The organism is Nocardiopsis gilva YIM 90087, from assembly GCF_002263495.1.
GTDB classification, from domain to species: domain Bacteria; phylum Actinomycetota; class Actinomycetes; order Streptosporangiales; family Streptosporangiaceae; genus Nocardiopsis_C; species Nocardiopsis_C gilva.
Map to the genome: position 1 here is coordinate 5,742,083 of NZ_CP022753.1, position 24,650 is coordinate 5,766,732.

Below are 24,650 nucleotides of genomic sequence, written 5' to 3' on the forward strand. Positions count from 1 at the left end.
GGCAGAATCCGACACGTTCTCGATAATTCCCCCGCGTTATCGCACCGAGGCGAGTACCCTTCCCCGGCGATCGCCTACGCTATCGCGCCGGTGGCAGCCCAGGGCAAGGCCTTGACGATGGTTCGCCCGTTGGTCATCCCGTCACCGCGCATCATCCAGGGCGGCGTCCGTGTCCGTGCCGAGGGCGGACCCGCTATCCGTGCGCGGCCGGGGCTCTTTGGGGCCCGCACCCAGAGCATCGGCCATGAGCTGGGCGAACCAGCCGACGCCGGGCAGCACCAGCAGCCAGCCGAGCAGCGCCCACCCGAGGTGGATGTGCTCCAGCGCCCGCGCGAGCGCGGCGATTCCGGTGGCGCGGGTGCCGTCCGTGCTCTCGTAGGTCAGCCGCCGCAGGGCACCCGGATGCGCCTCGGCCGGGCGCAAGAGCAGCGCCACCGGTCGGCGCGCCGCCACCCACCCGCCGAGCCCCGAGCACATGTCGCAGCCGCCCGCCACGTACAGCGTCGCCTCCGGGCAGCCCGCCCAGGGACGAGCGCGGGGCGCCCAGGGCCGGACCGCAGCCCGGTAGCGCGCCCAGGACGCGCCGAAGACGCTCTGGAGCTGGTCGCCCTCGTGCCAGGAGGCGATCCCGGCCCCGTAGGCGAACCCGACCAGCGCACCGATGAGCAGCCGCGGCTCGGCGGTGAGCACCGCGCAGCCGATGTAGGCCACAACGACGGAGAGCTGCATGGGGTTGCGCACGTAGGCGTAGGGGCCAGTGGTGACCAGTCGCTTGGGCGGGTCGTAGGGCAGCGGCGTGCCCCCGCCCGCGCGGGCGAATTCGAGGGCCGCCGCCAGCCCGGGCAGGAGCACGACCGTCAGGACCTGGACCCCGGCCGCGGTGGCAGGTACCGACCAGGCGGGCTCGGCGCCGAGCAGGTAGAGCGGGAGTCCGACCATGATGGCTCCGGCCAGCCCCGCCTGCGCCCAGACGCGGACGCCGAGGAGGCGGTCGTGGCGCGTCCAGTGCCCCAGCAGGACGGCGGGGAGGAGGCAGAGGACCACGCCGACGGCCTCACCGGTCAGCCACCCCGGGTCCAGGCGGACGACCGGCGCGGTCAGCGGCATCAGGATCAGGTCCAGCCAGACGATCGCCCCGACGACGAGCGGCAGCGGCAGGTCGCGGGCGAGCAGCACGGGCAGCACACCCCACAGGACCGCCCACCCGATCCACAGGTCGACCGGGATGCCCAGCGCGACCGCGCCCTGCGCGTGGAAGGACCACCAGCCCATGCGGAAGGCGAGCAGGTTGAGCCCGAAGATGGTGATCCCGCTCCAGGCTGTGGCGACGATTGCGGCGGCGATGTCGCGCGTCGACGGGCGGTGCACGGCGATCAGCGCCGCGACCACCAGCGCCGGTGCGAACAGGGCGACCGTCCGGATGACCGCCGGGTCCCCGGCCACCGGCGGCAGGCCCCAGATGAGCTGGTCGGCTGCGGCGAGGGTCACCACTCCCGCCCTCCCTCGGCGGGCGTTCCGGCGGCGACGGCGCCCGCGGCGAAGGTGTCGGCGAGGTACGCGGCGGCCTCCCCCATCGCGTACTCCTGGACCGGGCCGAAGTACCAGGAGGGGTCATAGGTCCGCTCGTAGGACAGCGTCCAGCTCAGCCGGGTCTTCCCACCCTCCGCTGTCCACGTGGCCTCCGCCTGGCGCAGGTCGAGCCAGCGGGCCACCGTGGTGTCGTCGGTGACCAGGAAGACGACACGACCGCCGTCCGCGCCGATCTCACTCTGGACGACCTCCAGCGTCATGCCGCGCGGTGTGCTCGGCGCGCTCAAGCCGAGGAAGGGGCGCCCCCGGAACTCGACGACCCGTCGGGCGCCCACCTGCAAACCACCGCCGCGCGCCTCGACCGGGGCCGGGAACGGCAGTGCGGTCAGGAGGGTCGATTCGACGTCGCCGTACTCGGGGGCGGCGCCGAGCGCGGCGGCCACCTGCCCGGGTGTGGCGTCCACGAGCCGTTCGGCCGAGCCCGCGCTGTCCCGGGGCAGATAGGTGAGCCCTCCGACGCCTTCCAGGGCCAGCACCGCGACCAGGGGCAGCGCCACCAGGGCGCGCGGTCCGGCCGGGCCGTCGTCCCGGGTGAGGCGGTTGAGGGCGAAGATCATGATCCCCGCCACGAGGTAGAACAGCGGCGCGGCGATGACTAGGCAGATCACGCCCTCGCCGAGCATCGGTCCGGCGAGCAGCAGGCCGATGGTCAGCGCTCCCATGGTCACACCGCCGGGGCTGCGCGGGCGGGCGACGAGGACGATCGTGACCGCGATCAGCGCCGGAAGTCCGACGTAGAACAGTGCCGTCTGCTCCAGCCGCCCCGCGATGAGCACCCGGTAGGCGAGCATCGCGCCATAGAGGGCGAGCAGCACGGCCGCCAGGGTCCAGCGGGCACTGCGGTGCGCTCGCGGCTCCGGTTCGTCCTGGTACCGGACGTAGTAGGGGACGCCGGAGGAGTCGGCGGAGCCGGACTCCACCCGCCCCGGACCGTCGTCTTCCGCACGGCGCTGCTCGGGGTCTCCTGTGGGCGATCCGTCCTCGTGCACGACGTCCTCTCCCTTCGCAATGGCTCGGCCATCGATTGATCGCTTGATTTAATCAGATGATTAAAGCGTACGATGAAGGGACCCCAGTGCGAAAGAGGAGAGGGAAGCCGTGGCCAAGGGAGCTGCACAGGCTCGCAAGTCCAGCGAGGAGACACGGGACCGGCTGATCACCGCAGCTGGGCAGGTGCTGCGCGAGGAGGGGTACACCGGGGCGTCGGCCCGCGTCATCGCCAAAGCCGCCGACGCCAACTCGGCGCTGATCTTCTACCACTTCGGCGGCGTCGACCAGCTGCTGCTCGCCCTGCTGGACCGGTCCGCCGAGGAGCGCATGGCGCTGCACCAGGCCACCGCGTCGCGCGCCACCACGCTGGAGCAACTGATCGAGGCGGCGGTGGAGATCTACCACACCGACCTGGAGCGCGGTTACCTCGCCGAGTTCGCCGAACTGGTCGCCGCCGCGGTGACCCGGCCGGAACTGCGCGCGGAGATCAACGCGCGCGCCGAGCCCTGGATCGCGTTCGTCGAGGAGCACTACGAGCGCGTCGTCGGGGGATCGCCCCTCGCCCGCCTCCTGCCCGCCCGCGAGGTCGCCTACGGCGCGATCACCTACTACATGGGCGCCAACTTTTTCTCCGTGCTCGACGAGGACCGCAGCCGCACGGAGGCGGTCTTCGACCTCGCCGCGCGCATGGCGCCGCGCGCCAAGCTCCTCACCCTCCGCCTGCCCCGTCGCAAGGGCCGTGCGGACGCGGAGCCTGAGGCGACCGAGGAGATCGACGACGAGTAATGGGCCGGTCGGCCATGGCCGTGGCGTGTGGCCGACGCCGGTAGCGTCGGTGCGGCAGGCGATGAGTCGGGTGAACGAAGAGCGAGGGGGCGGCAGGGTGTCGGCGGACGTGGAGATCGCGGAAGGGATCGTGTTCCCCGATACCGGGGACGGCAACCTGTGGGTCGGCGGCGCGGTGATCATCGACGACGCGGGCCGCGCGTTCGCCCAGCGCCGCTCGCCGGACCGGAAGATCTTCCCGCACTGCTGGGACGTCGTCGGCGGGCACGTCGAGAGCGGGGAGACCATGGTCCAGGCCCTGCGGCGGGAGATCGCCGAGGAGACCGGCTGGGAGCTCACGGCGGTCCTCGACGAGCTGTACCGGCTGATCTGGACGCCTGACGACGGCATCGAGCGACACGAGGTCGACTACCTCGTCCGCGTCGACGGCGACCTGACCGCGCCGCGTCTGGAGCCCGGCAAGCACACCGAGTTCATGTGGGTGGACGACGACCACGTCCACCTGCTGCACGACCACCGCGACCCCGGCGACTACTTCATCACCGACATCGTGTCCCGAGGGCTCGATAGCGCCCGAATGCTGCGCGATCGGGGCTGACAGACACCGTCCGCCCCGACGCCCGTCAGGGCCTCCGGACGGCCTGGATCGCTCGCGGCAGGGCCTCCAGCAGGTCCGAGGCCGACACCGGAGCACCGTTGTTGGCCACGCGCGCCGCGAGACCGTGGAGATAGGCCCCGCACAGCGCCGCCTCGCGCGGCGTCAGGCCTCCGGCGAGGAGCGAGCCGATGAGGCCCGACAGAACGTCGCCGCTGCCCGCCGTGGCCAGCAGTGGCGTGCCGGTCGGGTTGACGACGGCGGGGCGTCCGGGTTCGGCGACGATCGTGGTGGATCCCTTGAGGAGGACCGTGCAGCCGTACTCCTCGGCCGCGCGGGTGGCGTACTCCAGGCGTCGGGCCTCCACGTCGGCGCGGTCGGTTCCCGGCAGCAGGCGGGTGAGTTCCCCGGTGTGCGGGGTCAGCAGCGTGGGGGCCTGCCGCTCTCGGACGACCTCGGGATTTCTCCCCACCAGGGTGAGGGCATCGGCGTCGACTAACACCGGCAGTTCCTTGGACAGCACCCACGCCAGCTCCATCATGGCGGCCGGGTACAGGCCCCGGCCCGGACCTATCACCCAGGCGGCCACACGGTTGGGGAGCCCGTTCACCGGGTCGAGCGGGTCGAGTACCGAGGCGACCGTTTCCGGCCAGCTGCGCAGCACCTCGTCGACCGCGTCGCGCTGTCCGGCGTAGCGGACCATGCCGATACCGCCGCGCAGTGCGCCGCCCACCGTCAGCACCGCGGCGCCCCGGTAGCGTGCCGAGCCCGCCGCTATGGCGAGCACGCCGCGGCGGTACTTGTCGGAGTCGCCGCCCGGGGCCGGTAACAGGCGCGCGATGTCCTCGGTCTGCGGGCACTCCACGCGCGCGGCGGGCAGCTCGGATTCGAGTCCGATGTCGACGAACTCCACGACCCCGGCCCGTTCCGCCCCGGGGTCGATGAACAGTCCCGCCTTGTGCGTGCCGAAGGTGACGGTGACGTCGGCGCGCACGGCCGTACCGTCCACGGTGCCGGTGTCGGCGTCGATCCCGCTGGGGAGATCGACCGCCACGACCGGTGCCGCGGCCGCGCTCGCCAGGGCGGCGATCGCGGCGTGCGGTTCGCGCAGCCCGCCGCGCCCCCCGATGCCGACGAGGCCGTCGATGATCAGGTCGGCCGCGGCGATCTCGGCGGCCGCCTCGGAGATCGGCGCGCCGACCGCGCCGGCGGAGCCTTCGGGGGCGCCGCCCTCCTGGCCGCGTACCGCGATGGTCCGGCCGCCCGCCGCCCGCAGCGCGGCCAGCCCCGCCTCATGGACCCGTGACCCTGTGAGGACGGCGCGCACCGCCGCTCCCCTGCGGGCCAGGATGGTCCCCGCGTACAGGGCGTCGCCGCCGTTGTCGCCGCTGCCGACCAGCAGCACGACCCGGGAGCCGTAGACCCGCGGCAGCATCCGCGCGCAGATCGCCGACAGTCCTCGCGCCGCCCGCTGCATCAGCGTCCCGTCGGGGAGCCGCGCCATGAGCTCGCCCTCGGCTTTGCGCACCGCCTCGACCGTGTGTGCGTACCGCACAGCGCCTCCCGTCCGTCGCTCCGCAACCCCGGACACCTTACGAGGTCCTCACGACCAGAGCATGCCCCACCGGGAGCGGCCTCATCGCGCCCGCGACGGGGAGCCGGTACCGGATACAGGACCGCCCGATGCCCCCGGTCGCGTACCGTCGATGAAACCCCCCGTTATGCGCACCGGTGTGAAGCGGCGCGCGCGGACCACTGATTTACTGGCCCGAAAAACGATATTCCAGGCACGGACAGCAGCACAGGACGTTTCCGCATGACCTTTACCGACAACCGCATCGCGACCGATGACGGACTGTCCGAACGCGTCGCGCACCTGCAGAACGCCATGCACAAGCTCGGCGCGGACGTCATCAGGCTGCAGACCCAGCTCACCGATCTCGCGACCGCGGCTCCCCCGCAGGCGGAGGAGGAGTCCGATGAGCCGGCCCCGTTCATCTTCAACATGTCCCGGGACGCCTACAAGCGCGAACTCGCGGCGCTGGTGAGGTGGGTCGACGAATTCCTGGTCCCCGTCTACGTCGGCGACGGCGCCACCTGGTGCCCGGCCTGGTGGGAACACCATGAGGCGGTCGGCCGCCTGCACGCGCTGCGGCTCGCCTACGGCGAGCTGGCCGACACCTCGATCTCGGGGCCGGTCGGCCCGGCCGTGTGGCACCGCGACCACCTCGATCCGGTCCTGGACCGGCTGCGGTCGGAGACGGGGCCGTTCGCCGCCTGCCTGACCGCCGCCGGTCACGTGGAGCGGCGCCGCGCCGCTACAAGCGGATGAGGTGCGGCACGAAGGACGACGTGTCGTCGGTGATCAGGCTGGACGTCTCGCGGATGCCCAGCCCCGCTGAGGTGTCCCCGACCACCCACGTGCCCAGCACCGGGTGCCACCCCTCGATCTCGGGGAGCGGCTGGAACTGCTGGAAGACATACCCTTCCGTGCCGTAGTCGCCCGCGGTCCGCTCCAGTTCCCCGTCCGGCGTCACGATCCGCATGCTCGCCCCTTCGCGTCCGAGCAGCGGTTTGGCGATGTAGGTGTCCAGCGGCCCGGGGTCGCCCAGGTAGGCCGGGAGCAGGTTCGGGTGGCCCGGGTACAGCTCCCAGAGGATCGCCAGCAACGCCTTGTTCGACAGCACCATCTTCCACACCGGCTCCACCCAGGGCGCGCCGTGCAGCCGCTGCAGGATGAGGGGGCCGAACCGGTCGTGGATCAGCCACTCCCACGGATAGAGCTTGAACGCGGCCGTGATGGCGCGTTCCTCCAGGTCGACGAATTCGCTGGCCGAGTAGTCCCAGCCGATGTCCTCCAGGGCGATCTCCTGGGTGGGCAGCCCCGCCTGCTGGGCGGTCTCCTGAAGGTAGGCGGTGGTCAGCGCCTCCTCGCCGGTCTCGTCCTCGTTCGTCCAGGCGAAGTGGACCAGGCCGTCGGGAAGTCGGGGGCGCAGCGCGGCCCACTGGTCGATGAGCTGCTCGTGCAGGGAGTTCCACTGGTCGGCCCCGGGGTGGGTGTCCTGGAGCCAGTGCCACTGCACGATCGCCGCCTCCACCAGGCAGGTGGGGGTGTCGGCGTTGTACTCCAGCAGTGTGGGCGGGTTGACGCCGTCGTAGCGGAGGTCGAACCGGCCGTACAGGTAGGGGTCGGTGCGTCGCCAGGAGTCGCGGATCGCGGGCACCGCCCACTCGGGGATACCGAAGTCGGCGAACCGGTTCTCCGCGACGACGTGCTCCACCGCTTCCAGGCACATCTGGTGGAGGGACTCCACCACGGTTTCGAGGTGCAGCACCTCGTCCATCTCGAACTCGTAGTGCACCGACTCGTCCCAGTAGGTGCGCGACAGGTGCTCGGGATGGACCGCGCGGTGGAAGCCGAGCCCCTGCGACTCGACGATCTCCGGCCAGTTCGGGCGGACAGGGTTGCCGCTCTTCCTGATCATCTTCGGATCAGCCTCCCCGGCCGCTGCCACCGCTGCCACCGCGGCCGCCCGCGCCGCCGCGCTGGATGACGGTGCCGCGCTTGGTCACGATCCGCGCGTCCGAGGGCCGTTTGACGCTGCCGCCGCTGACCCGCCCGTTCCGGACGGTCCCGCCGTAGTAGTAGTGGTAGCTGCCGCCGCTGCTGTAGGTGTCGTCGTCATCGCAGTACCGCTCGTCGACGACCCGCTTCTCCTTGCCCTGCACGCAGTGAGCGGTGACCTCCTTGGGGCTCGAGCACCCGGCGACCGCCAGCGACAGGACGCCGATGGTGCCGATCAGTACCGTGGACGAGCTCTTCCTCCCCGGCTGCGCGCCCTCCCCGTTCTCGCGGGGGGCGGCGGTGTTCCCTGGCGACATAGCGCTGCTGCTTCTCCTCGGCTCGTCAGTGGTGGGGGGGATGGGTGGGGAGCTTCGCGTCGCCCCCGCGCCCCATGCCTGATTGTGACCGTTCCGCGGGCGCCGAGGTTCCCGACCGGAACGTGAAAGTTCACGCAAACCTGGCCGAATCCGGTCAGGTCTTGCGGAGCCGTACGCGGCGGATGCGGTGATCCTCGCCCTTGTAGAGGACGAGGGTGGCCCGCGCACGTGTGGGGCGGATGTTCTCCACGAGGTTGACCTCGTTGATGGTGCGCCAGGTGTCCAGCGCGAACTTCGTGGCCTCATCCTCGGGCACCGTGGTCGCCATGGAGTGGAAGTAGGAGCGCGGGTCGGAGAACGCGGTGCGGCGCAGCTCCAGGAACCGTTCCATGTACCAGGAGCGGATGTGGTCGACCTTGGCGTCGACGTAGATGGAGAAGTCGAAGAAGTCGGCGACGGCGAGCCGCCCCGGCAGCGGCGGCTGGAGCACGTTGATGCCCTCGAGGATGAGGATGTCGGGCCGGTACACCGTCTGCCGCTCGTCGCGCACGATGTCGTAGTGCAGGTGCGAGTAGACGGGGATCTCCATCTGCTCCGCGCCCGACTTCATCTCGGAGACGAACCGCACCAGCCGGCGCCGGTCGTAGCTCTCCGGGAACCCCTTGCGGTTCATGATGCCCCGGCTCTTGAGCACCGCGTTGGGATGGAGGAAGTTGTCGGTGCTCACCAGCTCGACATTGGGGTGGTCCGGCCACTGCGCCAGCAGGGTGCGCAGCAGGCGGGCCGTGGTGGACTTCCCCACGGCCACGCTGCCGGCCACGCCGATGACGAACGGGGCCGGGCGGTCGTCCTCGCCCAGGAACGCGCGCACCGCCCCGTGCCGCTGCCGCGTCGCCTTCACATACAGGTTGAGCAGCCGCGACATGGGCAGGTAGATGTCCCGCACGTCCTCCAGCGACGTGGGGTCACTGGTCCCGCGCAGGACTTCGAGCTCCGCCTCGGTCAGGGAGAGGGGGGTCGAGTCGCGCAGCGCCGCCCACGCCTGCCGGTCGAGCTCAACGTAGGGCGTTGAGAAGCCGTTCTTCGTCGCTTGAGACACGTCTGCCCACCTTAGATCAGCCCCTACCCCGGTCGACGCACCGCCCCTGCGCCGCGGCCGAATTGAGTTCTGGACTATCTCCCCCGATATGTGCGTCCGGATCGGCTTCTGGGCGGATTTTTTCGACACGAGACCAAGGACACGTCGCGGGGGCACTCGCCGCCCCCGCGCGCGCCTGACGTGCGCCGTCGGGTCGCGACACACCAACTGGTCTATACCGCCACCTGCGAAAATGGCTAATGGTCTGGTGTCGTAAGTTGCTCGGTGACCCCCTCTGATCGCTTACGCTGGCGCTCATGTGCGGAATCGTTGGCTACGTCGGGCCGCAACCGGCGCTCGAGGTCATTGTGGACGGCCTGGCCAGGCTGGAGTACCGCGGGTACGACTCCGCGGGTGTCGCCGTCCTCACTGACGGCAAACTCGACACCGAGAAGCGGGCCGGGAAGCTCGCGAACCTCCGGGCCGCGCTGGAGCAGACCCCGCGCGACGCCGACGGGATCGGTATCGGGCACACCCGCTGGGCCACCCACGGCGCCCCGAACGACCTCAACGCCCACCCCCATGTCGACAACGACAGGCGGGTGGCGGTCATCCACAACGGCATCATCGAGAACTTCGCGGCACTGCGCCTGGAGCTGGAGGAGCGGGGCTGCAAGTTCAGCTCCGAGACCGACACCGAGGTCGCCGCGCACCTGATCTCCGAGGAGCTCAAGGACCGGGGCGACGACGACCTGGCCGCCGCCATGCGCGCGGTCTGCCGCCGCCTGGAGGGCGCGTTCACCCTGGTCGCGATGTTCGTGGGTGACCCCGACCTGGTCGTCGCCGCCCGCCGCAACTCCCCGCTGGTCGTCGGCCGGGGCGACGGCGAGAACTTCCTCGCCAGCGACGTCGCCGCGTTCATCGCGCACACCCGCGACGCCATCGAGCTGGGCCAGGACCAGGTCGTGGAGCTGCGCCGCGACGCGGTGACCGTCACCGACTACGACGGCAACCCCGTTGACGTCCGCGAATACCACGTGAACTGGGACGCCTCCGCCGCCGAGAAGGGCGGCTACGACTACTTCATGCTCAAGGAGATCGTCGAGCAGCCGAAGGCCGTCTACGAGACCCTCCTCGGCCGCGTCGGCGTCGACGGCACCCTCACCCTGGACGAGATGCGCCTGGCCCCCTCCGACCTGCGCGACATCGAGAAGATCGTCATCATCGCGTGCGGCACCTCCTACCACGCGGGGCTGATCGCCAAGTACGCGATCGAGCACTGGTGCCGCATCCCGTGCGAGGTGGAGGTCGCCAGCGAGTTCCGCTACCGCGACCCGATCCTCAACAGGCAGACGCTAGTCATCGGGATCTCGCAGTCCGGCGAGAGCATGGACACGCTCATGGCGGTGCGCTACGCCCGCGAGCAGCAGGCGCGCGTGCTGGCCATCTGCAACGTCAACGGCTCCACCATCCCCCGCGAGTCCGACGGCGTGCTCTACACCCACGCGGGACCGGAGGTCGGTGTCGCGGCGACCAAGACCTTCCTCACCCAGCTCATCGCCTGCTACCTCATCGGCCTGTACCTGGCGCAGGTGCGCGGGCTGAAGTTCGGCGACGAGATCAACGCCGTCATCGCCCAGCTGGCGAACATGCCCGAGCAGGTGGAGCGGGTCCTGGCCACGGTCGAGCCGGTGCGGAACCTGGCCCGCACCCTCTCCGACGCCAGCACCGTGCTGTTCCTCGGCCGCCATGTCGGGTACCCGGTGGCCCTGGAGGGCGCGCTCAAGCTCAAGGAGCTCGCCTACATGCACGCCGAGGCGTTCGCCGCCGGTGAGCTCAAGCACGGCCCGATCGCGCTGATCGAGAAGGACCTCCCCGTCGTCGTGGTGGTGCCGTCCCGCGAGGGGCGCGGCGTGCTGCACGACAAGATCGTCTCCAACATCCAGGAGATCCGCGCCCGCGGCGCACGCACCATCGTGATCGCCGAGGAGGGCGACGAGACGGTGCGCCCGTTCGCCGACGAGCTCATCGAGGTGCCGGCGGTGCCGACGCTGCTGCAGCCGATCGTGGCCACCGTCCCGCTGCAGGTGTTCGCCTGCGAGCTGGCCCTGGCCAAGGGCAATGACGTCGACCAGCCGCGCAACCTGGCCAAGAGCGTCACCGTGGAGTAGTCGCGCTCGGTTCCGGGTGCCCGAGCTCCCGTTGTCCACGAAAAGCGGGCGGATCTTTGTGAAGATCCGCCCGCTTTTCTCGTTTTTTCGCCAGAGTCATGTACAGGCATTCGGAATCGCGACCATAACCAGGCCGAATTTTCCGACGTCACGAAGGATTCGGGCAATTCAGAATCCCCCGGAGCGGGTTTACGGAGACACCCAATTGTGACCATAAGCGGTCACTGGAAATGTTCAGGGATCAATTGACACGGGTAGAACCGGCTACCGCGTGGCGGTTCTCGGCGATCGGCCGGAGACACACCACGATGAACTTCTAGACGGCATCGCACCCATTGCGGCCTGGACGACTATCGACCGGGTCCGGTGCCGTGCCAGTGAATAGAGGCGATATTCCATGACGGAAAGGACCCACGCATGGCACGCAGCCGGTTGAGACGAGTCGGCGCCGCGTCGGTGACGGCGGTGCTGCTCGCCGCGGGACCCGCAACGATGGCGGCCGCGGCGCCCGGTGACGGGATCGGTGACCCGTACTTTCCCACCTACGGCAACACCGGCTACGACATCGAGCACTACGACCTCCGGCTGAATTACCAGCCCGACACCGACCGGCTCTCCGGAACCGCCACCCTGGTCACCGAGGCCACCGAAGACCTCGACAAGTTCAGCCTCGACTTCCTGCTGGATGTCAGGTCCATCCGGGTCAACGGGAAGAAGTCCACGTTCGAATCCGACGGCGACCACAAGGTCATCGTGACCCCCAAGGCGCCCGTGGACGCGGGCGACCAGATGACCGTCGTGGTCAAGTACGCCGACGTCCCATCCTCGGTGAAGTGGAGCAAGGGCGAGGTCACCGGCTGGCACCGGTCGGACGGCGGGGCCATCGCCCTCGGCGAGCCCGAAGTCGCCTGGTGGTGGTTCCCCAGCAACGACCACCCGCTGGACAAGGCGACCTTCGACGTCCGGGTCAGCGTCCCCGAGGACTACAAGGCGGTCAGCAACGGCGTCCTCACCGGCCAGTTCACCCGGGCTGGGCGGACCGTCTACCTGTGGCGCCAGGACCAGCCCGCCGCCACCTACCTGGCCACGCTCGCGGTCGGCAAGTACGAGGTGAACACCGGCACCACGGCATCCGGTCTGCCCGTGTACAACGCCTACGACCCGGGCCTCGACTCGCTGATGGGAGCGGCCAAGGCCAGCATCGAGCGCAGTGAGGAGATCCTGGAGTTCCAGGAGCAGGACTTCGGGCCCTACCCGTTCAACGCCCTGGGCGGCATCGTGGCGGGTCCTGACTCGGGGCTCGGCTTCGCGTTGGAGACCCAGACCCGGCCGGTCTACAGCCACGCGTTCTTCGCCCGCGGGTCCAACCCGTACGTGGTCGCGCACGAACTCGCCCACCAGTGGTGGGGCAACCACGTCTCGGTCGCCCGCTGGCAGGACATCTGGCTGAACGAGGGCTTCGCGAGCTACGCCGAGTGGATGCTGTCCGAGCACGAGGGAGAGGGCACCGTCCAGGAGATCGCCGACTACGTCTATGACTCCAACCCCGAGGACGACCCGTTCTGGCAGGTGAAGCCGGGCGACCCGGGGGCGGACAACGTCTTCCACTCCGCCGTGTACGACCGGGGCGCGCTCGCGGTCCACGCGCTGCGTATGGAGGTGGGTGAGGCGGCGTTCGCCGACATCCTCACCACCTGGCAGCAGGAGCACGCCAACGGCAACGCCACCGTCGAGGAGTTCATCGAGCTGGCGGAGAAGGTCTCCGGGCAGGACCTCACCGAGCTGTTCGACACGTGGCTCTACACCGAGGGCCGTCCCGCCGAGCCCCCGGCGCCGCAGGCCACGACCCGGACGCTGTCGGCCCCGGCGGGCGACGAGCGGCCGAAGGAACCCAAGTCCTGGAAGAAGATCAAGGCCAACCACGATCTGATGCACCGGGAGGGACACGCGCACGCCCACGCGCACTAGCGCCGTCGCGGTGCCCCGCGGACGGGGCGGCCGACCGGATCTGCGCGGCCCCACGACACACGCGTGCCGGTGTGCTCACGATCGAGCACACCGGCACGTCGGTCGAGGAACGGCTCGGCAGACGGGAGGGGCGCCTCCGCGGCCCCCCGCCTCAGCCCAGGTCGGACTTGACGACCCCGGCGAGGCGGCCGGCGATCTCCTCGGCCCTGCCCTCGGTGGTGGCCTCGACCATCACCCGGACCATCGGCTCGGTTCCGCTGGGCCGGATCAGCACCCGGCCGGACTCGCCCAGCTCGTCCTGGGCGAACTTCACCGCGTCGGCGACCACGGCGGACGTCGCGGCCCGGCTCTTGTCGACACCGCGGACGTTGACCAGTACCTGCGGCAGCCGGGTCATGACCGTGGCCAGCTCGCCGAGGGAGGCTCCGCGCCGGGCCACCGCGCTGAGCAGGTGCAGGCCGGTCAGCAGGCCATCACCCGTGGTGGCGTGGTCGAGCAGCACGACGTGCCCCGACTGCTCGCCGCCGAGCGAGTAGGACCCGGCGTTCATGGCCTCCAGGACGTAGCGGTCGCCCACGGCCGTCTCCACGACCTTGATCCCGGCCTTGCGCATGGCCAGCTTCAGCCCCAGGTTGGACATCACCGTGACGACGAGCGTGTCCTGGGCGAGGCGTCCGGCCTCCTGCAGCTCCAGCGCGAGGATCCCCAGGATCTGGTCGCCGTCCACGACCGAGCCGTCGGCGGCCACGGCCAGGCAGCGGTCGGCGTCACCGTCGTGGGCGATACCGGCGTCGGCGCCGTGCTCGACCACGGCCGCGCGCAGCGCGTCGAGGTGGGTCGACCCGCAGCCGGAGTTGATGTTGAGGCCGTCGGGCCGGTCGCCGATGGCGATGACCTCGGCCCCGACCCGGCGCAGCGCCTCGGGGGCGACCTCGGAGGCGGCGCCGTGGGCGCAGTCCACGACGACCCGCAGACCGTCGAGGCGGTGCGGCAGTGAGGCGACCACGTGCGCGATGTAGCGCTCCGCGCTGTCGGCGGCGTCGGTGACCCGGCCCACGTCCGCGCCGGTCGCCCCCGCAGCCGGCTGGGCGAGCTGGGCCTCGATGCGGTCCTCGACCTCGTCGGCGAGCTTCTGCCCGCCGCGCCCGAAGAATTTGATCCCGTTGTCGGGGGCCGGGTTGTGGCTGGCGGAGAGCATGACACCGAAGTCGGCGTCCAGTTCGGCGGTGAGGTGCGCGACCGCCGGGGTTGGCAGCACGCCCAGGCGGATCACGTCCACCCCGGCACCCGCCAGCCCGGCCACGACCGCGGCCTCCAGAAACTCACCGGAGGCGCGCGGGTCCCGCCCGACGACCGCGAAAGGGCGGGCACTCGCGCCCGCATCGCGTCCCTCGGTCAGTACCCGCGCCGCGGCGATGGACAGATCCAGAGCCAGGGTCGCGGTGAGATCGCGCCCGGCGACCCCTCGCACGCCGTCAGTACCAAACAGCCGAGCCACGTATCCTTCGCCCCTTACACATCTCATGGAGGTTCGACGACAGGGCCGTCGGGACGCGCATCGGCGTCCCACTCCCGCCCACCGCGTCCGTCGGACAGCGGTGGGCGACCCGGGGCCCGGCCCTGACGGCCCCGAATGGTGAACGTTCTCGGCGCGACGACGCGCGGGAACTCCCGTGTGAGTATCCCTGGACGACGCGCCCTTGGGGATACATTCACCGCAACGGAGCCGAGAAACAGCTATGGCCCGCCCTGGCCCCCGGGGACCAGGGGACAGGCGGGCCGTAGCGTGCGGCACCGACATGCACGGTGCTCGAGAGTCTCGACGGAGTGGTTACCGCTTGGAGAACTGCGGAGCCTTGCGGGCCTTCTTGAGACCGGCCTTCTTCCGCTCGACCTCGCGCGCGTCGCGGGTCAGGTAACCGGCCTTCTTCAGCGCCGGGCGGTTGTTCTCCGGGTCCAGCCCGGCCAGCGCACGGGCGATGCCGTGGCGCAGGGCGCCGGCCTGGCCGCTGGGGCCGCCGCCGTTCAGGCGGGCGAAGACGTCGTAGGAGTCTTCAAAGCCCAGGGCGACCAGCGGCTCCTTAATGACCTGCTGGTGGACCTTGTCCGGGAAGTAGTCCGCCAGCGGCTTGCCGTTGACCTTCCACTCGCCGGCACCCGGGGTGATACGGACTCGGGCGATGGCCTGCTTGCGGCGGCCGGTCCCGGCACCCGGGCCGGTGGCGGTGGGGACATAAGCCGCACCGGACGCCTCGGGCGTCTCGCTGGTGTACTCGCTCGGGAACTCGTCGGAGTTCTCGTCGAAGTCCTGGGTGGTGACGTCTTCGATACCGGTGGGCTCGACCACGGTTCTCCTCGTACTTCCTTCAGTCTCGCGAACGCCTAGGCGGGCTGGTCGATCTTGGTGATTTCGAACGGCACCGGCTTCTGGGCCTGGTGCGGGTGCTCCGGGCCGGCGTACACCTTGAGCTTCTTGGCCATCTGCCGACCAAGGGAGCCCTTCGGCAGCATGCCCTTGACAGCCTTCTCGATGGCCCGCTCAGGGCGCTTCTCGATCAGCTCGCTGTAGGCGACGGAACGCAGACCGCCGGGGTAACCGGAGTGCCGGTAGGCCCGCTTCTGCTCCAGCTTCTTACCGGTCAGCGCCACCTTGTCGGCGTTCACGATGATCACGAAGTCACCGGTGTCGACGTGGGGCGCGTAGTAGGTCTTGTGCTTGCCTCGGAGCAGCGTGGCGACGTGGCTGGCCAGCCGCCCGAGCACGACATCGCTGGCGTCGATGACGTGCCACTGACGCTGGACATCGCTGGGCTTAGGGCTGAATGTGCGCACGATCGTAAGCCTTCTCAGTCGGCGTGGTCCATCCCCGCGAGCGGAGATGGGGAACTCGTAATTAACTGGACCGGCCGCCTCAACGTGTCTGAGGGCCCGGCCGGCGATGAGTGTGCAGACGATGATGCGTGACCGGCGCCCATCCAACACAGATGTGGGAACCCACGGCAACTCAACGCACAACGACGGAGTATCTTACCGATCGAGTGCACCGCAAGTCAAAATGACCCATGATCATAACTCTGCACTGACATGGGCCGACAAGCACTGACACCACGATCCGTGATTACTCCACCTTCATTATGCCCTCCCTGGGGAGTGCTTTCGCCGGTTCCGGGCGCCACCGTACCCGCACGCCGCGTCGATCGGCCGCCGCAATGCCCACCGGCTGGGCGATCGGGGCCGCTCAGGCCGGGCGAACCGCGAAGAGTTGGGAGATTACCGCCATACTCCCACCACTCGTCCCGAACCGGACGCTAGAGTCGCGTGCGGAGCATCCGAGCATAGCGTGCCGGCAGTCCCGATCAGCGCCGCTGCCGCGCCGCTCGACCGACGTGGCCCCGGCTCTCGGACGGACCGCGCTCACCGTGCCCGGCTTCCCGTCCGCTCACGACGCCGGAGGGCACCTGATAGCGCGAGAGTCGCCCTACCACGGCTCTCGGCACCCACGACGGGTTATCCTCGGGCCGCACGCTCGATGCCCTACATCGGATGAGCCGCGAACGGATCCGTCGGCGCCTCGTCTTGGAACACAGCAGGTCACCCCGAAGTCGGGCGGCATCCGACCGCTGTGGTCCACGACTCCGCACGATCACGGGCCCGGACCCCGGACCGGCCGCGTCATCAACCCCCATGTGCCGCCCCAGGACAGTCTCCGGAGCCTCCCATCGCACCGCATCCGAACGAGCCAACCGACGGCCGCCCCGGCCCTGACGGCCGGCATCAGCGGCAGCACGCCGCCATGAACAACGGACCTGCTGAGGAGCCCGCGCAGACCCCGCGACCGCCGCAGCCGGGCCAGCCCCCGCGCAGCGGACCCGGCGGTGCCATGGGACCGCAGGAGCCCCTTCCGCCCTCCCCCGGATCACCCCAGCACGCCGGACCGCCCGCCTCGCAGCCGCGACACGCGGGTCCCCGACCGGGACCGGGCGCTCCCCAGGGAGCACCGGCGCCGGGCGCCCCCGGTCCGCAGCAGCCCCAACCGCACCCCGGACCTCAGCAGCCGCTCCCCCCGGCGCCCCCGCCCAACGGAGGCCGTCCGGGAGCGCAGCGCCCCGTGAACGGTCAGCCCCCGATGGGCGGCGCCACCGGCGGACAGCAGGCCCCCATGCCCGGCCCCCAGCAGCCGCCCGCGCCGGGCGTTCGCCCCGGCCCCCACCCGCCGACCGGCGGTCAGCCTCCGATGCAGCCGCCTCCCGGTTCGCCCCAGCAACCGCAGACCGGAGCACGGCCGCCGCAGCACCAGCCGGGACCGCAACAGCCCCCACAGCCACAACCGCACCGGGGCGCCCCGCAGGGCGCACCCGCGCCCCCGCCCGGACCTCCCCAGGCACAGCGCCCCGCGCTTCCACCCGCGGCCGAAGGTGCACCGCAGCGGCCCGGCCCGGCCGGGCCACCGCCCGCCCAAGGCGGCCCCAGCCCGCAACAACCACAGCAGCCGCAGCAGCCGCAGCAGCAACACCCTGGCCCGCAGGCGCCGCACGGCCTACCCTCGGGGCCGCCACAGCCGCCGCCTACCGGCGCGCCGACGGGTGGCCAACCCGGCATGGGCCGGCCGACCGGCGGCCAGCAGCCCCCGATGGGTGGCCCCACCATGGGCACCCCCACCGGTGGACAGCAGCCCATGGGCGGGCCCCAGCAGGTCCCGGGTGGCGGCGGTCCGCAGCGGCACGCCGCCGAACCGCAGCCCCAGCAGCCGCCCGCGAACAGCGGGCCGCACCAACCGCTGCAGGGACGTGTCCTGCAACCCGGCGCGCCCGCACCAGACGCGGACGCCGTCTCCGTTCCGGCGGAGGACCCCGTCTTCCCCCAGGACGCCGGTGCGGCCACGCAGAACATGAACGCCGTCGTCGACGACAACGCGACCCAGGCCATCCCGCCGGTCGACGACGACTTCGGCGGCCTGCCCATGTTCCGGGACGAGACCCGCAAGGGCGGCGCCACCTACGAGCGCACCGCTGAGATCGACCTGTCCGGCATGGACGTCGACGGCGACACCCCCAGCCGCGAGCGGGGCCGGCGCCGCGGCGGCACCAACGGCCGAAACAAGCAGGGCATCCTGCTGGGCGCGGGGTTCGTCGCTCTGCTCCTGATCGGCGGCGGGGGCGCGTTCCTCATCGCCAGCAACAGCGGGTCGGACGGGTCGGACACCGGCTCCACCGGCGGCGAGGCCGCCGCTCCCGAGGCGCCGGTCGCCCTCGAAACCGGCGCGCTCTTCCCGGAGGACATCGAGATCGAGGGCGTGAAGTTCGAACGGGTCATCACCGACGACACCGGCGACAAGTGCGAAACCGCGACCCACGGCGGCTACGGCGACGTCCTCAAGGACAACGACTGCCAGCAGCTCATCCGCGCCACCTACGTCGACGCGGACGCCACCCGCGCCATCACCACCGGTGTCGCCGCGCTTCCGTCCCCGGACAACGCGACAGCGGCCCAGGAGGCCCAGGACCTGGGCGCGACCACATGGTTCGCCGGTCTCAAGGGGAAGGACGACACCGGCACCGAACGCATGGGCTTCGCCGGCGGCCACGCCTCCGGCGCCCAGTGGGGCCCCTACCTGGTCTTCACCCTCGCCGCCAACAGCGACGGCCGCGCCCCCGAAGGCGACGACTCCGATCTGGCCGACCTGAGCGACGGCTTCACCAGCAACTCCCTGGAGTCCCTGGCCGAGAACGTCGACTGACACCACCCCCGAGCCGCACACCCGCCGGTGATCACTGGGTTCGTCCGCGCAAAACGGACAGAATCGGCGACTTCCGCCGTGATCACCGCGTGGTCGGCGGTGTGGTCGGGGGGTCTGCTGGGCGGCCTTGTCGGCGTTCATCCTGCCCGGTGTCCCGTGGTGAAAAGCGGCACCGAGGGCCGGTGGGGGTGGGGCGCCGTGGTCGTCCAGCGGCGTCGGGTGGGTGGCCCGGGGCGGGAAGACGCTCGCTGTAGGCCCGTTATGTCCGCGCCTGTGTTGATCTCGGGAAAGTGCGCCAAAAAACCGCTGGAATTTGGCGCACTTTGCCGAGATCAACGAATCCACCCTGCGCCAACCAGGACAAACAGGGCAAAGGGCCCGCCGCGCCGCACCACCGCGGCCCCCTTCCGCCGATGATCATGGGAATTTCTCTGACTCTGTCCGTTTTGCCGGAACAATTCCCATGATCATCGCGGGGAACTTGTGGCAAACCGGGCATACCCGGCGCCGGGTGATTCGCTATCCGGCTTTTGGGCCGTCCGCCCGCCCTCCCGGGAGCCGAGAGGCGCCCCCAGCCCCCTCCGCCGTCGCTGCCGCTTTTCACCACAGAGCGCCGGAAAGGGAACCACCAGACAAGGCCGCCCAGCAGACCCCCGGGACTCTCCCGATCCCTATCTAACCGGACAGGGTCCGCACTCTGCGGGTGGCGGTGGCGCGCGTGGCCAGGTCGGTGTCGGCGGGGTAGCGGATTTCCTCCAGGCTGAGGCCGTGGGGTGGGACGACGTGGACGGCCGAGTCGCGGACTCCGGCGTTGAGGACGGTTCGGGGCCATGACGTGTCGCGGCGGCCGTCGCCGACCGCGAGGACGGCGCCGACCAGGGCTCGGACCATGTTGTGGCAGAAGGCGTCGGCCTGGACGGTGCCCGCGTAGAGGTGCTCGTCCTCGCGCACCCACTCCAGGCGCAGCAGTTCGCGGATGGTCGTCGCGCCCTCGCGCTTGCGGCAGTAGGCGGCGAAGTCGTGTTCGCCGAGGAGCTCGGCCGCCGCCTGGTTCATGCGGTCCAGGTCGAGGGGGCGCTTGTGCCACAGGACGTCGTGGCGGCGCAGTGGGTCGACGCCGCCGGGGGCATCGCTGACCCGGTAGACGTAGCGGCGGTACAGCGGGGAGAAGCGGGCGTCGAAGCCCTCGGGAGCCGGGGCCACGGCGCGGACTCGGACGTCAGCGGGGAGGACCCCCGACAGGCGACGCAGCAGACGGTCACCCTCAGCGGCCCACAGATCCACAGGGACGTCCAGATGGGCCACCTGCCCACGTGCGTGCACGCCGGCGTCCGTCCGTCCGGCCACGGTCAACTGAACGCCGTCCAGACGCAGCACACGTGCCAGAGCGAACTGCAGTTCTCCCTGGACCGTTCGCCGTCCCGGCTGCTCGGCCCACCCGGAGAACTCGGTGCCGTCGTAGGCGATGTCCAGTCGCAGCCGGAGGAGCTCAGGCGTGCTCGTCGTGGGCGACGCCGGGTCGTGCATCTGTGGTCTCCAGGATCGTCGAGGTCGTGTGGGATCGCCGTCGTGCCGGTGGGGTGCGTGTCCCCAGGTACCCATGCCGCTGTGCTCCCCACCCGCGGCCCCGACGCACGAAGTGCCCGGCCCCCGGATCGGGGATCGGGCACTTCGTCGCGTAAGGCGATGCGTACGGCGCTCATGCCGACCGGGCCGGCATGAGGCCGATGACCGATGAAGCGCGAACGCTGAGCGTTCCTACTTCTCCTCGGTCGTCTCGTCGGCCTTGGTCTCGGCCTCGGCCGGAGCCTCGGTGGTCTCCTCGGCCTTGGCCTCGGTGGCCTGCTCCGCCGCCGGCGCGGCCGGGACGGTCGTGGCGGCCGGAGCGGACAGGGCCTCGACCAGCTCGATCACGGCCATCGGGGCGTTGTCGCCCTTGCGCGGACCGATCTTGGTGATCCGGGTGTACCCGCCGTTGCGGTTCTCGAAGCGCGGGCCGATCTCGGTGAACAGCTCGTGCACGACCGACTTGTCGCTGATCTTGGTCAGCACCTGGCGACGCGCGTGCAGGTCGCCGCGCTTGCCCAGGGTGATCAGCTTCTCAGCGTACGGGCGCAGCCGCTTGGCCTTGGCCTCGGTGGTCTTGATGCGGCCATGCTGGAACAGCGCGGTCGCCAGATTCGCCAGCATGAGCCGCTCGTGGGCCGGGCCGGCCCCCAGGCGAGGCCCCTTCGTTGGCGTGGGCATTGTGTCGTTCTCCTAGTGATGCGGTCCTCGACCAGGCACTCGGCCGTGGACCATTGGGCGACGTCTTCTAGTACTGCTCGGTCTCGACGAAGGACTGGTCATCGTCGTCGGAACCGTAGGAGTCGGCCGCGCTGCTGGGGTCGAATCCGGGCGGGGAGTCCTTGAGCGAGAGGCCCATGTCGATGAGCTTCTGCTTGACCTCTTCGATGGACTTCGCGCCGAAGTTCCTTATATCGAGAAGGTCCTGCTCGGAGCGTGCGACGAGCTCGCCGACGCTGTGGATGCCCTCGCGCTTGAGGCAGTTGTAGGAACGGACCGTGAGGTTGAGGTCCTCGATCGGCAGCGCCAGGTCGGCCGCCAGGGCGGCGTCCGTCGGCGACGGGCCCATGTCGATGCCTTCGGCGTCGACGTTGAGCTCACGGGCCAGACCGAACAGCTCGACCAGGGTCTTGCCGGCGCTCGCGACGGCGTCGCGCGGCCGGATGGCCGGCTTGGTCTCGATGTCGACGATCAGCCGGTCGAAGTCGGTGCGCTGCTCGACACGGGTGGCCTCGACCTTGTAGGTGACCCGCAGGACCGGCGAGTAGATCGAGTCGATCGGGATGCGCCCGATCTCCTGGCCCGGCTGCTTGTTCTGCGCGGCGGAGACGTAGCCGCGGCCGCGCTCGACCGTCAGCTCCATCTCCAGCTTGCCCTTGCTGTTGAGCGTCGCGATGTGCAGGTCGGGGTTGTGCACCTCGACACCCGCCGGCGGGGCGATGTCCGCGGCGGTGACGACACCCGGGCCCTGCTTGCGCAGGTACATCAGCACCGGCTCGTCGTGCTCGGAGCTCACGACGAGGCCCTTGAGGTTCAGGATGAGCTCGGTGACGTCTTCCTTGACACCGGGAACGGTGGTGAACTCGTGCTCCACGCCCTCGATGCGGATGCTGGTGACAGCGGCACCGGGGATGGACGAGAGCAGGGTCCGCCGGATCGAGTTCCCGATCGTGTAGCCGAAGCCCGGCTCCAGGGGTTCGATGACGAACTTGGAGCGGTACTCCGCGAGCGACTCCTCGGAGAGCGTCGGACGCTGAGCGATCAACATGGTCCGTGATTCCTTTCCCACGGCCGCCCGCTATATGACGGCCACTGGACGGCTCCGCGAACGCGAAGCCCTGATTACCTCTTACCCGGATCTCCGGGTTACCCCGCCTCGCGGGCCCCAAGGAAAGGACCCGCGAGGACAACGCGGTCGACGGGCGGGTCAGACCCGGCGGCGCTTCGGCGGACGGCAGCCGTTGTGCGGAACCGGCGTCACGTCCTGGATCGAGCCCACCTCCAGGCCGGTGGCCTGCAGCGAGCGGATCGCGGTCTCACGGCCGGAGCCGGGGCCCTTCACGAAGACGTCCACCTTGCGCACCCCGTGCTCCTGGGCGCGGCGCGCGGCGGCCTCGGCGGCCATCTGCGCGGCGAAGGGGGTGGACTTACGCGAGCCCTTGAAGCCGACCTGTCCGGAGCTCGCCCACGAGATCACCGCACCCGTCGGGTCGGTGATGCTCACGATCGTGTTGTTGAACGTGCTCTTGATGTGAGCGTGCCCGTGGACAATGTTCTTCTTTTCCTTGCGACGCACCTTACGCGCGGCGCCCTGCTGACGGCCCTTAGGCGGCATACCTGACTACTCCCAAGATCATCGGTCCGTTGGCGTTTCCGGACTCGAAGCTGTTGGCTTACGTCCGGACGGACTACTTCTTACCGGCCTTCTTCTTGCCGGCCACGGTCTTCTTCTTGCCCTTGCGGGTACGCGCGTTGGTCTGCGTCCGCTGGCCGTGGACCGGCAGGCCGCGACGGTGCCGGATGCCCTGGTAGCAGGCGATCTCCATCTTGCGCCGAATGTCGGCCTGGACCTCACGGCGGAGGTCACCTTCGACCTTGTAGTTGGCGTCGATGTAGTCGCGAATCTTCACCAGCTGGTCTTCGGTGAGCTGGTGGACGCGGGTGTTCGGGTCGACGCCCGTGTTCTTCAGAGTCTCGATAGAGCGGGTGCGCCCGACCCCGAAAACATAAGTGAGAGCGACCTCCACCCGCTTGTCGCGGGGGATGTCAACGCCGGCAACGCGTGCCATGTGGGCGAACTCCTTCGTACTAGTGCGGAGGTCTTTCCCGTTCCCCAACCCTCTCGTCGCCCAATCGACGAGGCCCCGGCCTCCGACCGGGGGTTATCTCCCGCCGCGATCGTTCGCGGATCCGAGGAGATGGAACGAGACTTCTACAGCTTCTTCTTCGCCGCCGAGGCGCGGACGTCCAACGCCCACGTGGCGGACGAGCCTGTCAAGAAGCGGCCGTCAGCCCTGACGCTGCTTGTGGCGCGGGTCCGAGCAAATGACCATGATCCGGCCGTTGCGGCGGATGACACGGCACTTCGCGCAGATCTTCTTGACGCTCGGCTTGACCTTCATGGTGTCTCCGAACTCATGCCATCACGCTACGCCGTCTCCCTCGGGGAAGGCGGCCGACGCGCGAGGGCCTACTTGTAGCGGTAAACGATGCGCCCGCGCGTGAGGTCGTACGGGCTCAGCTCCACAACGACGCGGTCGTCGGGGAGGATACGGATGTAGTGCATCCGCATCTTGCCGCTGATGTGGGCAAGCACCTTGTGCCCGTTGTCGAGCTCCACTCGGAACATAGCGTTGGGCAGGGACTCGATAACGGAGCCCTCGATCTCGATGGCGCCGTCTTTCTTAGCCATATCCTCCACGCTTCGGAATCAGCCCCGTGGCCGCGGGGAACACGAGGCAGGGCCGTTGGCGGCCCGGTACCAATTGCTGAATCGAACACTGAGAAATCAGGTCAACTGCGTCAGCATACGTCGAGGAACCGAGCGGATGCGATTTCAGGCAGCCTGACCCAACAGCCCGAGTGTGGGCATAGCCAGTCTAGCGTGCTCGGGCGAGTGGTCTCGACACTAGGCACGTGACGTGCCGCGGAACGGCGATACCGTCCCGCTGCGTCGGCGGTGCCGGCGTTTCCTCCGGTGTCCGCCGCCCCTGTCTACCGCCCGCAGGCGGTCAGTCGTCCTCCGCCCGGTCGGACCCCGTCTTGGTGAAGAACAACGCGAGGGTGATCAGCAGCATGATCATCCCCCACGGCACGAGCACCCACAGGAACCACGGATAGCCGTCGGTGGTGCCGGTGAGGAACAGGATCGACCAGATCGAGAAGCAGACGGTGTTGACCCCGGCCCACAGCCCCCAGGGAATCAGCAGTGCCGGATCCTTCAGCAGGTCGCTCGTCTGCGGAGAGCGCTCGTCCCCCGCACTCTCGGTGCGTCGCGCCTCCCGCACCGCCTGCCCCTCGGTGGCGCGGCGCTTCTCCGTGAGGTCGCGCTCCGGCAGGTCGCGGGTGAGGGGGTCGAGTTCACCGACGGTCCGCGCCTTGTAGGCGCTCTCGAGCCGGGCGCTGAACTCGTCGTTGTCCAACCGCCCCTGGGCGAAGTGCTCCTGCAGGAGCTTGGCCACGCGATCGCGATCGGTGTCGGAAGCCCTGATCTCCGGCGCTGACTCGGACACCACTCACACCATCCTCGATGACTGACCGGGGCCGGATGACCACGCGGCCCATCCT

Annotated in this window: 24 protein-coding genes; 6 read left to right on the forward strand and 18 right to left on the reverse strand. The window is 70.1% G+C overall.

Translation table 11 applies throughout. The features are described from left to right. Positions 1-141: 141 nt before the first annotated feature. A complete protein-coding gene (locus CDO52_RS25005) occupies positions 142-1,491 on the reverse strand; it encodes a methyltransferase family protein (RefSeq protein ID WP_017621581.1) in 1,350 nt (449 codons plus the stop codon). After that, positions 1,485-2,579, reverse strand: a complete 1,095-nt coding sequence (locus CDO52_RS25010) for a fused MFS transporter/spermidine synthase family protein (protein WP_017621580.1) — start codon at positions 2,577-2,579, stop codon at positions 1,485-1,487. Before CDO52_RS25010 ends, CDO52_RS25005 begins: the two co-directional genes overlap by 7 nt. A gap of 109 nt (positions 2,580-2,688) precedes the next feature. On the opposite strand from CDO52_RS25010, the gene CDO52_RS25015 reads away from it, so the two are divergent. Further along, on the forward strand, positions 2,689-3,366 hold the full coding sequence (locus tag CDO52_RS25015; protein ID WP_017621579.1) for a TetR/AcrR family transcriptional regulator: 678 nt from the start codon (positions 2,689-2,691) through the stop codon (positions 3,364-3,366). A 61-nt stretch (positions 3,367-3,427) separates the two neighbouring features. Further along, positions 3,428-3,964 (forward strand): NUDIX domain-containing protein, encoded by a 537-nt coding sequence (locus CDO52_RS25020; protein ID WP_193373718.1) that lies wholly within the window; start codon positions 3,428-3,430, stop codon positions 3,962-3,964. 25 nt (positions 3,965-3,989) lie between these two features. Here CDO52_RS25020 and CDO52_RS25025 read toward each other — a convergent pair whose 3' ends face one another. Beyond that, complete coding sequence (locus CDO52_RS25025; protein WP_017621577.1) at positions 3,990-5,516, reverse strand: bifunctional ADP-dependent NAD(P)H-hydrate dehydratase/NAD(P)H-hydrate epimerase; 1,527 nt, start codon at positions 5,514-5,516, stop codon at positions 3,990-3,992. A 261-nt stretch (positions 5,517-5,777) separates the two neighbouring features. Here CDO52_RS25025 and CDO52_RS25030 point away from each other — a divergent pair, with 261 nt between their 5' ends. Next, positions 5,778-6,293 carry a DUF4913 domain-containing protein gene (locus CDO52_RS25030; RefSeq protein ID WP_017621576.1) on the forward strand — a complete coding sequence of 172 codons (516 nt, stop codon included), beginning with the start codon at positions 5,778-5,780 and terminating at the stop codon, positions 6,291-6,293. Here the strand turns inward: CDO52_RS25030 and CDO52_RS25035 are convergent. The 3 genes from CDO52_RS25035 to coaA all read right to left on the reverse strand — a co-directional run bounded on the left by CDO52_RS25035 (position 6,280) and on the right by coaA (position 8,942). Next, positions 6,280-7,446, reverse strand: coding sequence for a glutathionylspermidine synthase family protein (locus CDO52_RS25035; RefSeq protein WP_017621575.1), 1,167 nt, complete (start codon positions 7,444-7,446; stop codon positions 6,280-6,282). The genes CDO52_RS25030 and CDO52_RS25035 overlap by 14 nt on opposite strands. A gap of 7 nt (positions 7,447-7,453) precedes the next feature. Continuing rightward, positions 7,454-7,843: a hypothetical protein gene (locus CDO52_RS25040; RefSeq protein WP_094932747.1), complete on the reverse strand. Its 390-nt coding sequence runs from the start codon at positions 7,841-7,843 to the stop codon at positions 7,454-7,456. A 154-nt stretch (positions 7,844-7,997) separates the two neighbouring features. Then, on the reverse strand, positions 7,998-8,942 hold the full coding sequence (gene coaA / locus CDO52_RS25045) for a type I pantothenate kinase (RefSeq protein ID WP_017621573.1): 945 nt from the start codon (positions 8,940-8,942) through the stop codon (positions 7,998-8,000). Positions 8,943-9,238: 296 nt separating this feature from the next. Between coaA and glmS the strand changes: the two genes are divergently transcribed. Both glmS and CDO52_RS25055 read left to right on the forward strand, forming a co-directional pair. Next, the gene (glmS, locus tag CDO52_RS25050; RefSeq protein ID WP_017621572.1) at positions 9,239-11,092 is read left to right on the forward strand and encodes a glutamine--fructose-6-phosphate transaminase (isomerizing); all 1,854 of its coding nucleotides are present in this window, start codon (positions 9,239-9,241) and stop codon (positions 11,090-11,092) included. 417 nt (positions 11,093-11,509) lie between these two features. Continuing rightward, positions 11,510-13,060, forward strand: a complete 1,551-nt coding sequence (locus CDO52_RS25055) for a M1 family metallopeptidase (protein WP_033302219.1) — start codon at positions 11,510-11,512, stop codon at positions 13,058-13,060. A gap of 151 nt (positions 13,061-13,211) precedes the next feature. On the opposite strand, the gene glmM is transcribed toward CDO52_RS25055, so the two are convergent. From glmM to CDO52_RS25075, 4 genes are all read right to left on the reverse strand, one after another. Continuing rightward, a complete protein-coding gene (gene glmM, locus CDO52_RS25060) occupies positions 13,212-14,558 on the reverse strand; it encodes a phosphoglucosamine mutase (protein WP_026126374.1) in 1,347 nt (448 codons plus the stop codon). Positions 14,559-14,891: 333 nt separating this feature from the next. Then, positions 14,892-15,407: a 30S ribosomal protein S9 gene (gene rpsI, locus CDO52_RS25065; protein WP_094932748.1), complete on the reverse strand. Its 516-nt coding sequence runs from the start codon at positions 15,405-15,407 to the stop codon at positions 14,892-14,894. A 35-nt stretch (positions 15,408-15,442) separates the two neighbouring features. Next, complete coding sequence (gene rplM / locus CDO52_RS25070; RefSeq protein ID WP_017621569.1) at positions 15,443-15,892, reverse strand: 50S ribosomal protein L13; 450 nt, start codon at positions 15,890-15,892, stop codon at positions 15,443-15,445. A gap of 1,084 nt (positions 15,893-16,976) precedes the next feature. Further along, a complete protein-coding gene (locus CDO52_RS25075) occupies positions 16,977-17,594 on the reverse strand; it encodes a hypothetical protein (protein WP_094932749.1) in 618 nt (205 codons plus the stop codon). Between the two features lie 63 nt (positions 17,595-17,657). Between CDO52_RS25075 and CDO52_RS25080 the strand changes: the two genes are divergently transcribed. Beyond that, positions 17,658-18,797, forward strand: coding sequence for a hypothetical protein (locus tag CDO52_RS25080; protein ID WP_232524323.1), 1,140 nt, complete (start codon positions 17,658-17,660; stop codon positions 18,795-18,797). Positions 18,798-19,472: 675 nt separating this feature from the next. On the opposite strand, the gene truA is transcribed toward CDO52_RS25080, so the two are convergent. From truA to CDO52_RS25120, 8 genes are all read right to left on the reverse strand, one after another. Further along, entirely contained in the window at positions 19,473-20,324 is an 852-nt protein-coding gene (truA, locus tag CDO52_RS25085; RefSeq protein WP_017621565.1) for a tRNA pseudouridine(38-40) synthase TruA, read from the reverse strand. 231 nt (positions 20,325-20,555) lie between these two features. Further along, positions 20,556-21,044 carry a 50S ribosomal protein L17 gene (gene rplQ, locus CDO52_RS25090; protein ID WP_026126371.1) on the reverse strand — a complete coding sequence of 163 codons (489 nt, stop codon included), beginning with the start codon at positions 21,042-21,044 and terminating at the stop codon, positions 20,556-20,558. A gap of 67 nt (positions 21,045-21,111) precedes the next feature. Continuing rightward, on the reverse strand, positions 21,112-22,131 hold the full coding sequence (locus CDO52_RS25095) for a DNA-directed RNA polymerase subunit alpha (protein WP_017621563.1): 1,020 nt from the start codon (positions 22,129-22,131) through the stop codon (positions 21,112-21,114). A gap of 159 nt (positions 22,132-22,290) precedes the next feature. Further along, a complete protein-coding gene (gene rpsK, locus CDO52_RS25100; protein ID WP_017621562.1) occupies positions 22,291-22,698 on the reverse strand; it encodes a 30S ribosomal protein S11 in 408 nt (135 codons plus the stop codon). A gap of 73 nt (positions 22,699-22,771) precedes the next feature. Next, positions 22,772-23,152 (reverse strand): 30S ribosomal protein S13, encoded by a 381-nt coding sequence (rpsM, locus tag CDO52_RS25105; RefSeq protein ID WP_017621561.1) that lies wholly within the window; start codon positions 23,150-23,152, stop codon positions 22,772-22,774. Between the two features lie 219 nt (positions 23,153-23,371). After that, entirely contained in the window at positions 23,372-23,485 is a 114-nt protein-coding gene (gene rpmJ, locus CDO52_RS25110; RefSeq protein ID WP_013156136.1) for a 50S ribosomal protein L36, read from the reverse strand. Positions 23,486-23,553: 68 nt separating this feature from the next. Beyond that, positions 23,554-23,775, reverse strand: a complete 222-nt coding sequence (infA, locus tag CDO52_RS25115) for a translation initiation factor IF-1 (RefSeq protein ID WP_017593374.1) — start codon at positions 23,773-23,775, stop codon at positions 23,554-23,556. 319 nt (positions 23,776-24,094) lie between these two features. Beyond that, positions 24,095-24,595, reverse strand: a complete 501-nt coding sequence (locus tag CDO52_RS25120; RefSeq protein ID WP_017621560.1) for a DUF1707 SHOCT-like domain-containing protein — start codon at positions 24,593-24,595, stop codon at positions 24,095-24,097. Positions 24,596-24,650 lie beyond the last annotated feature (55 nt).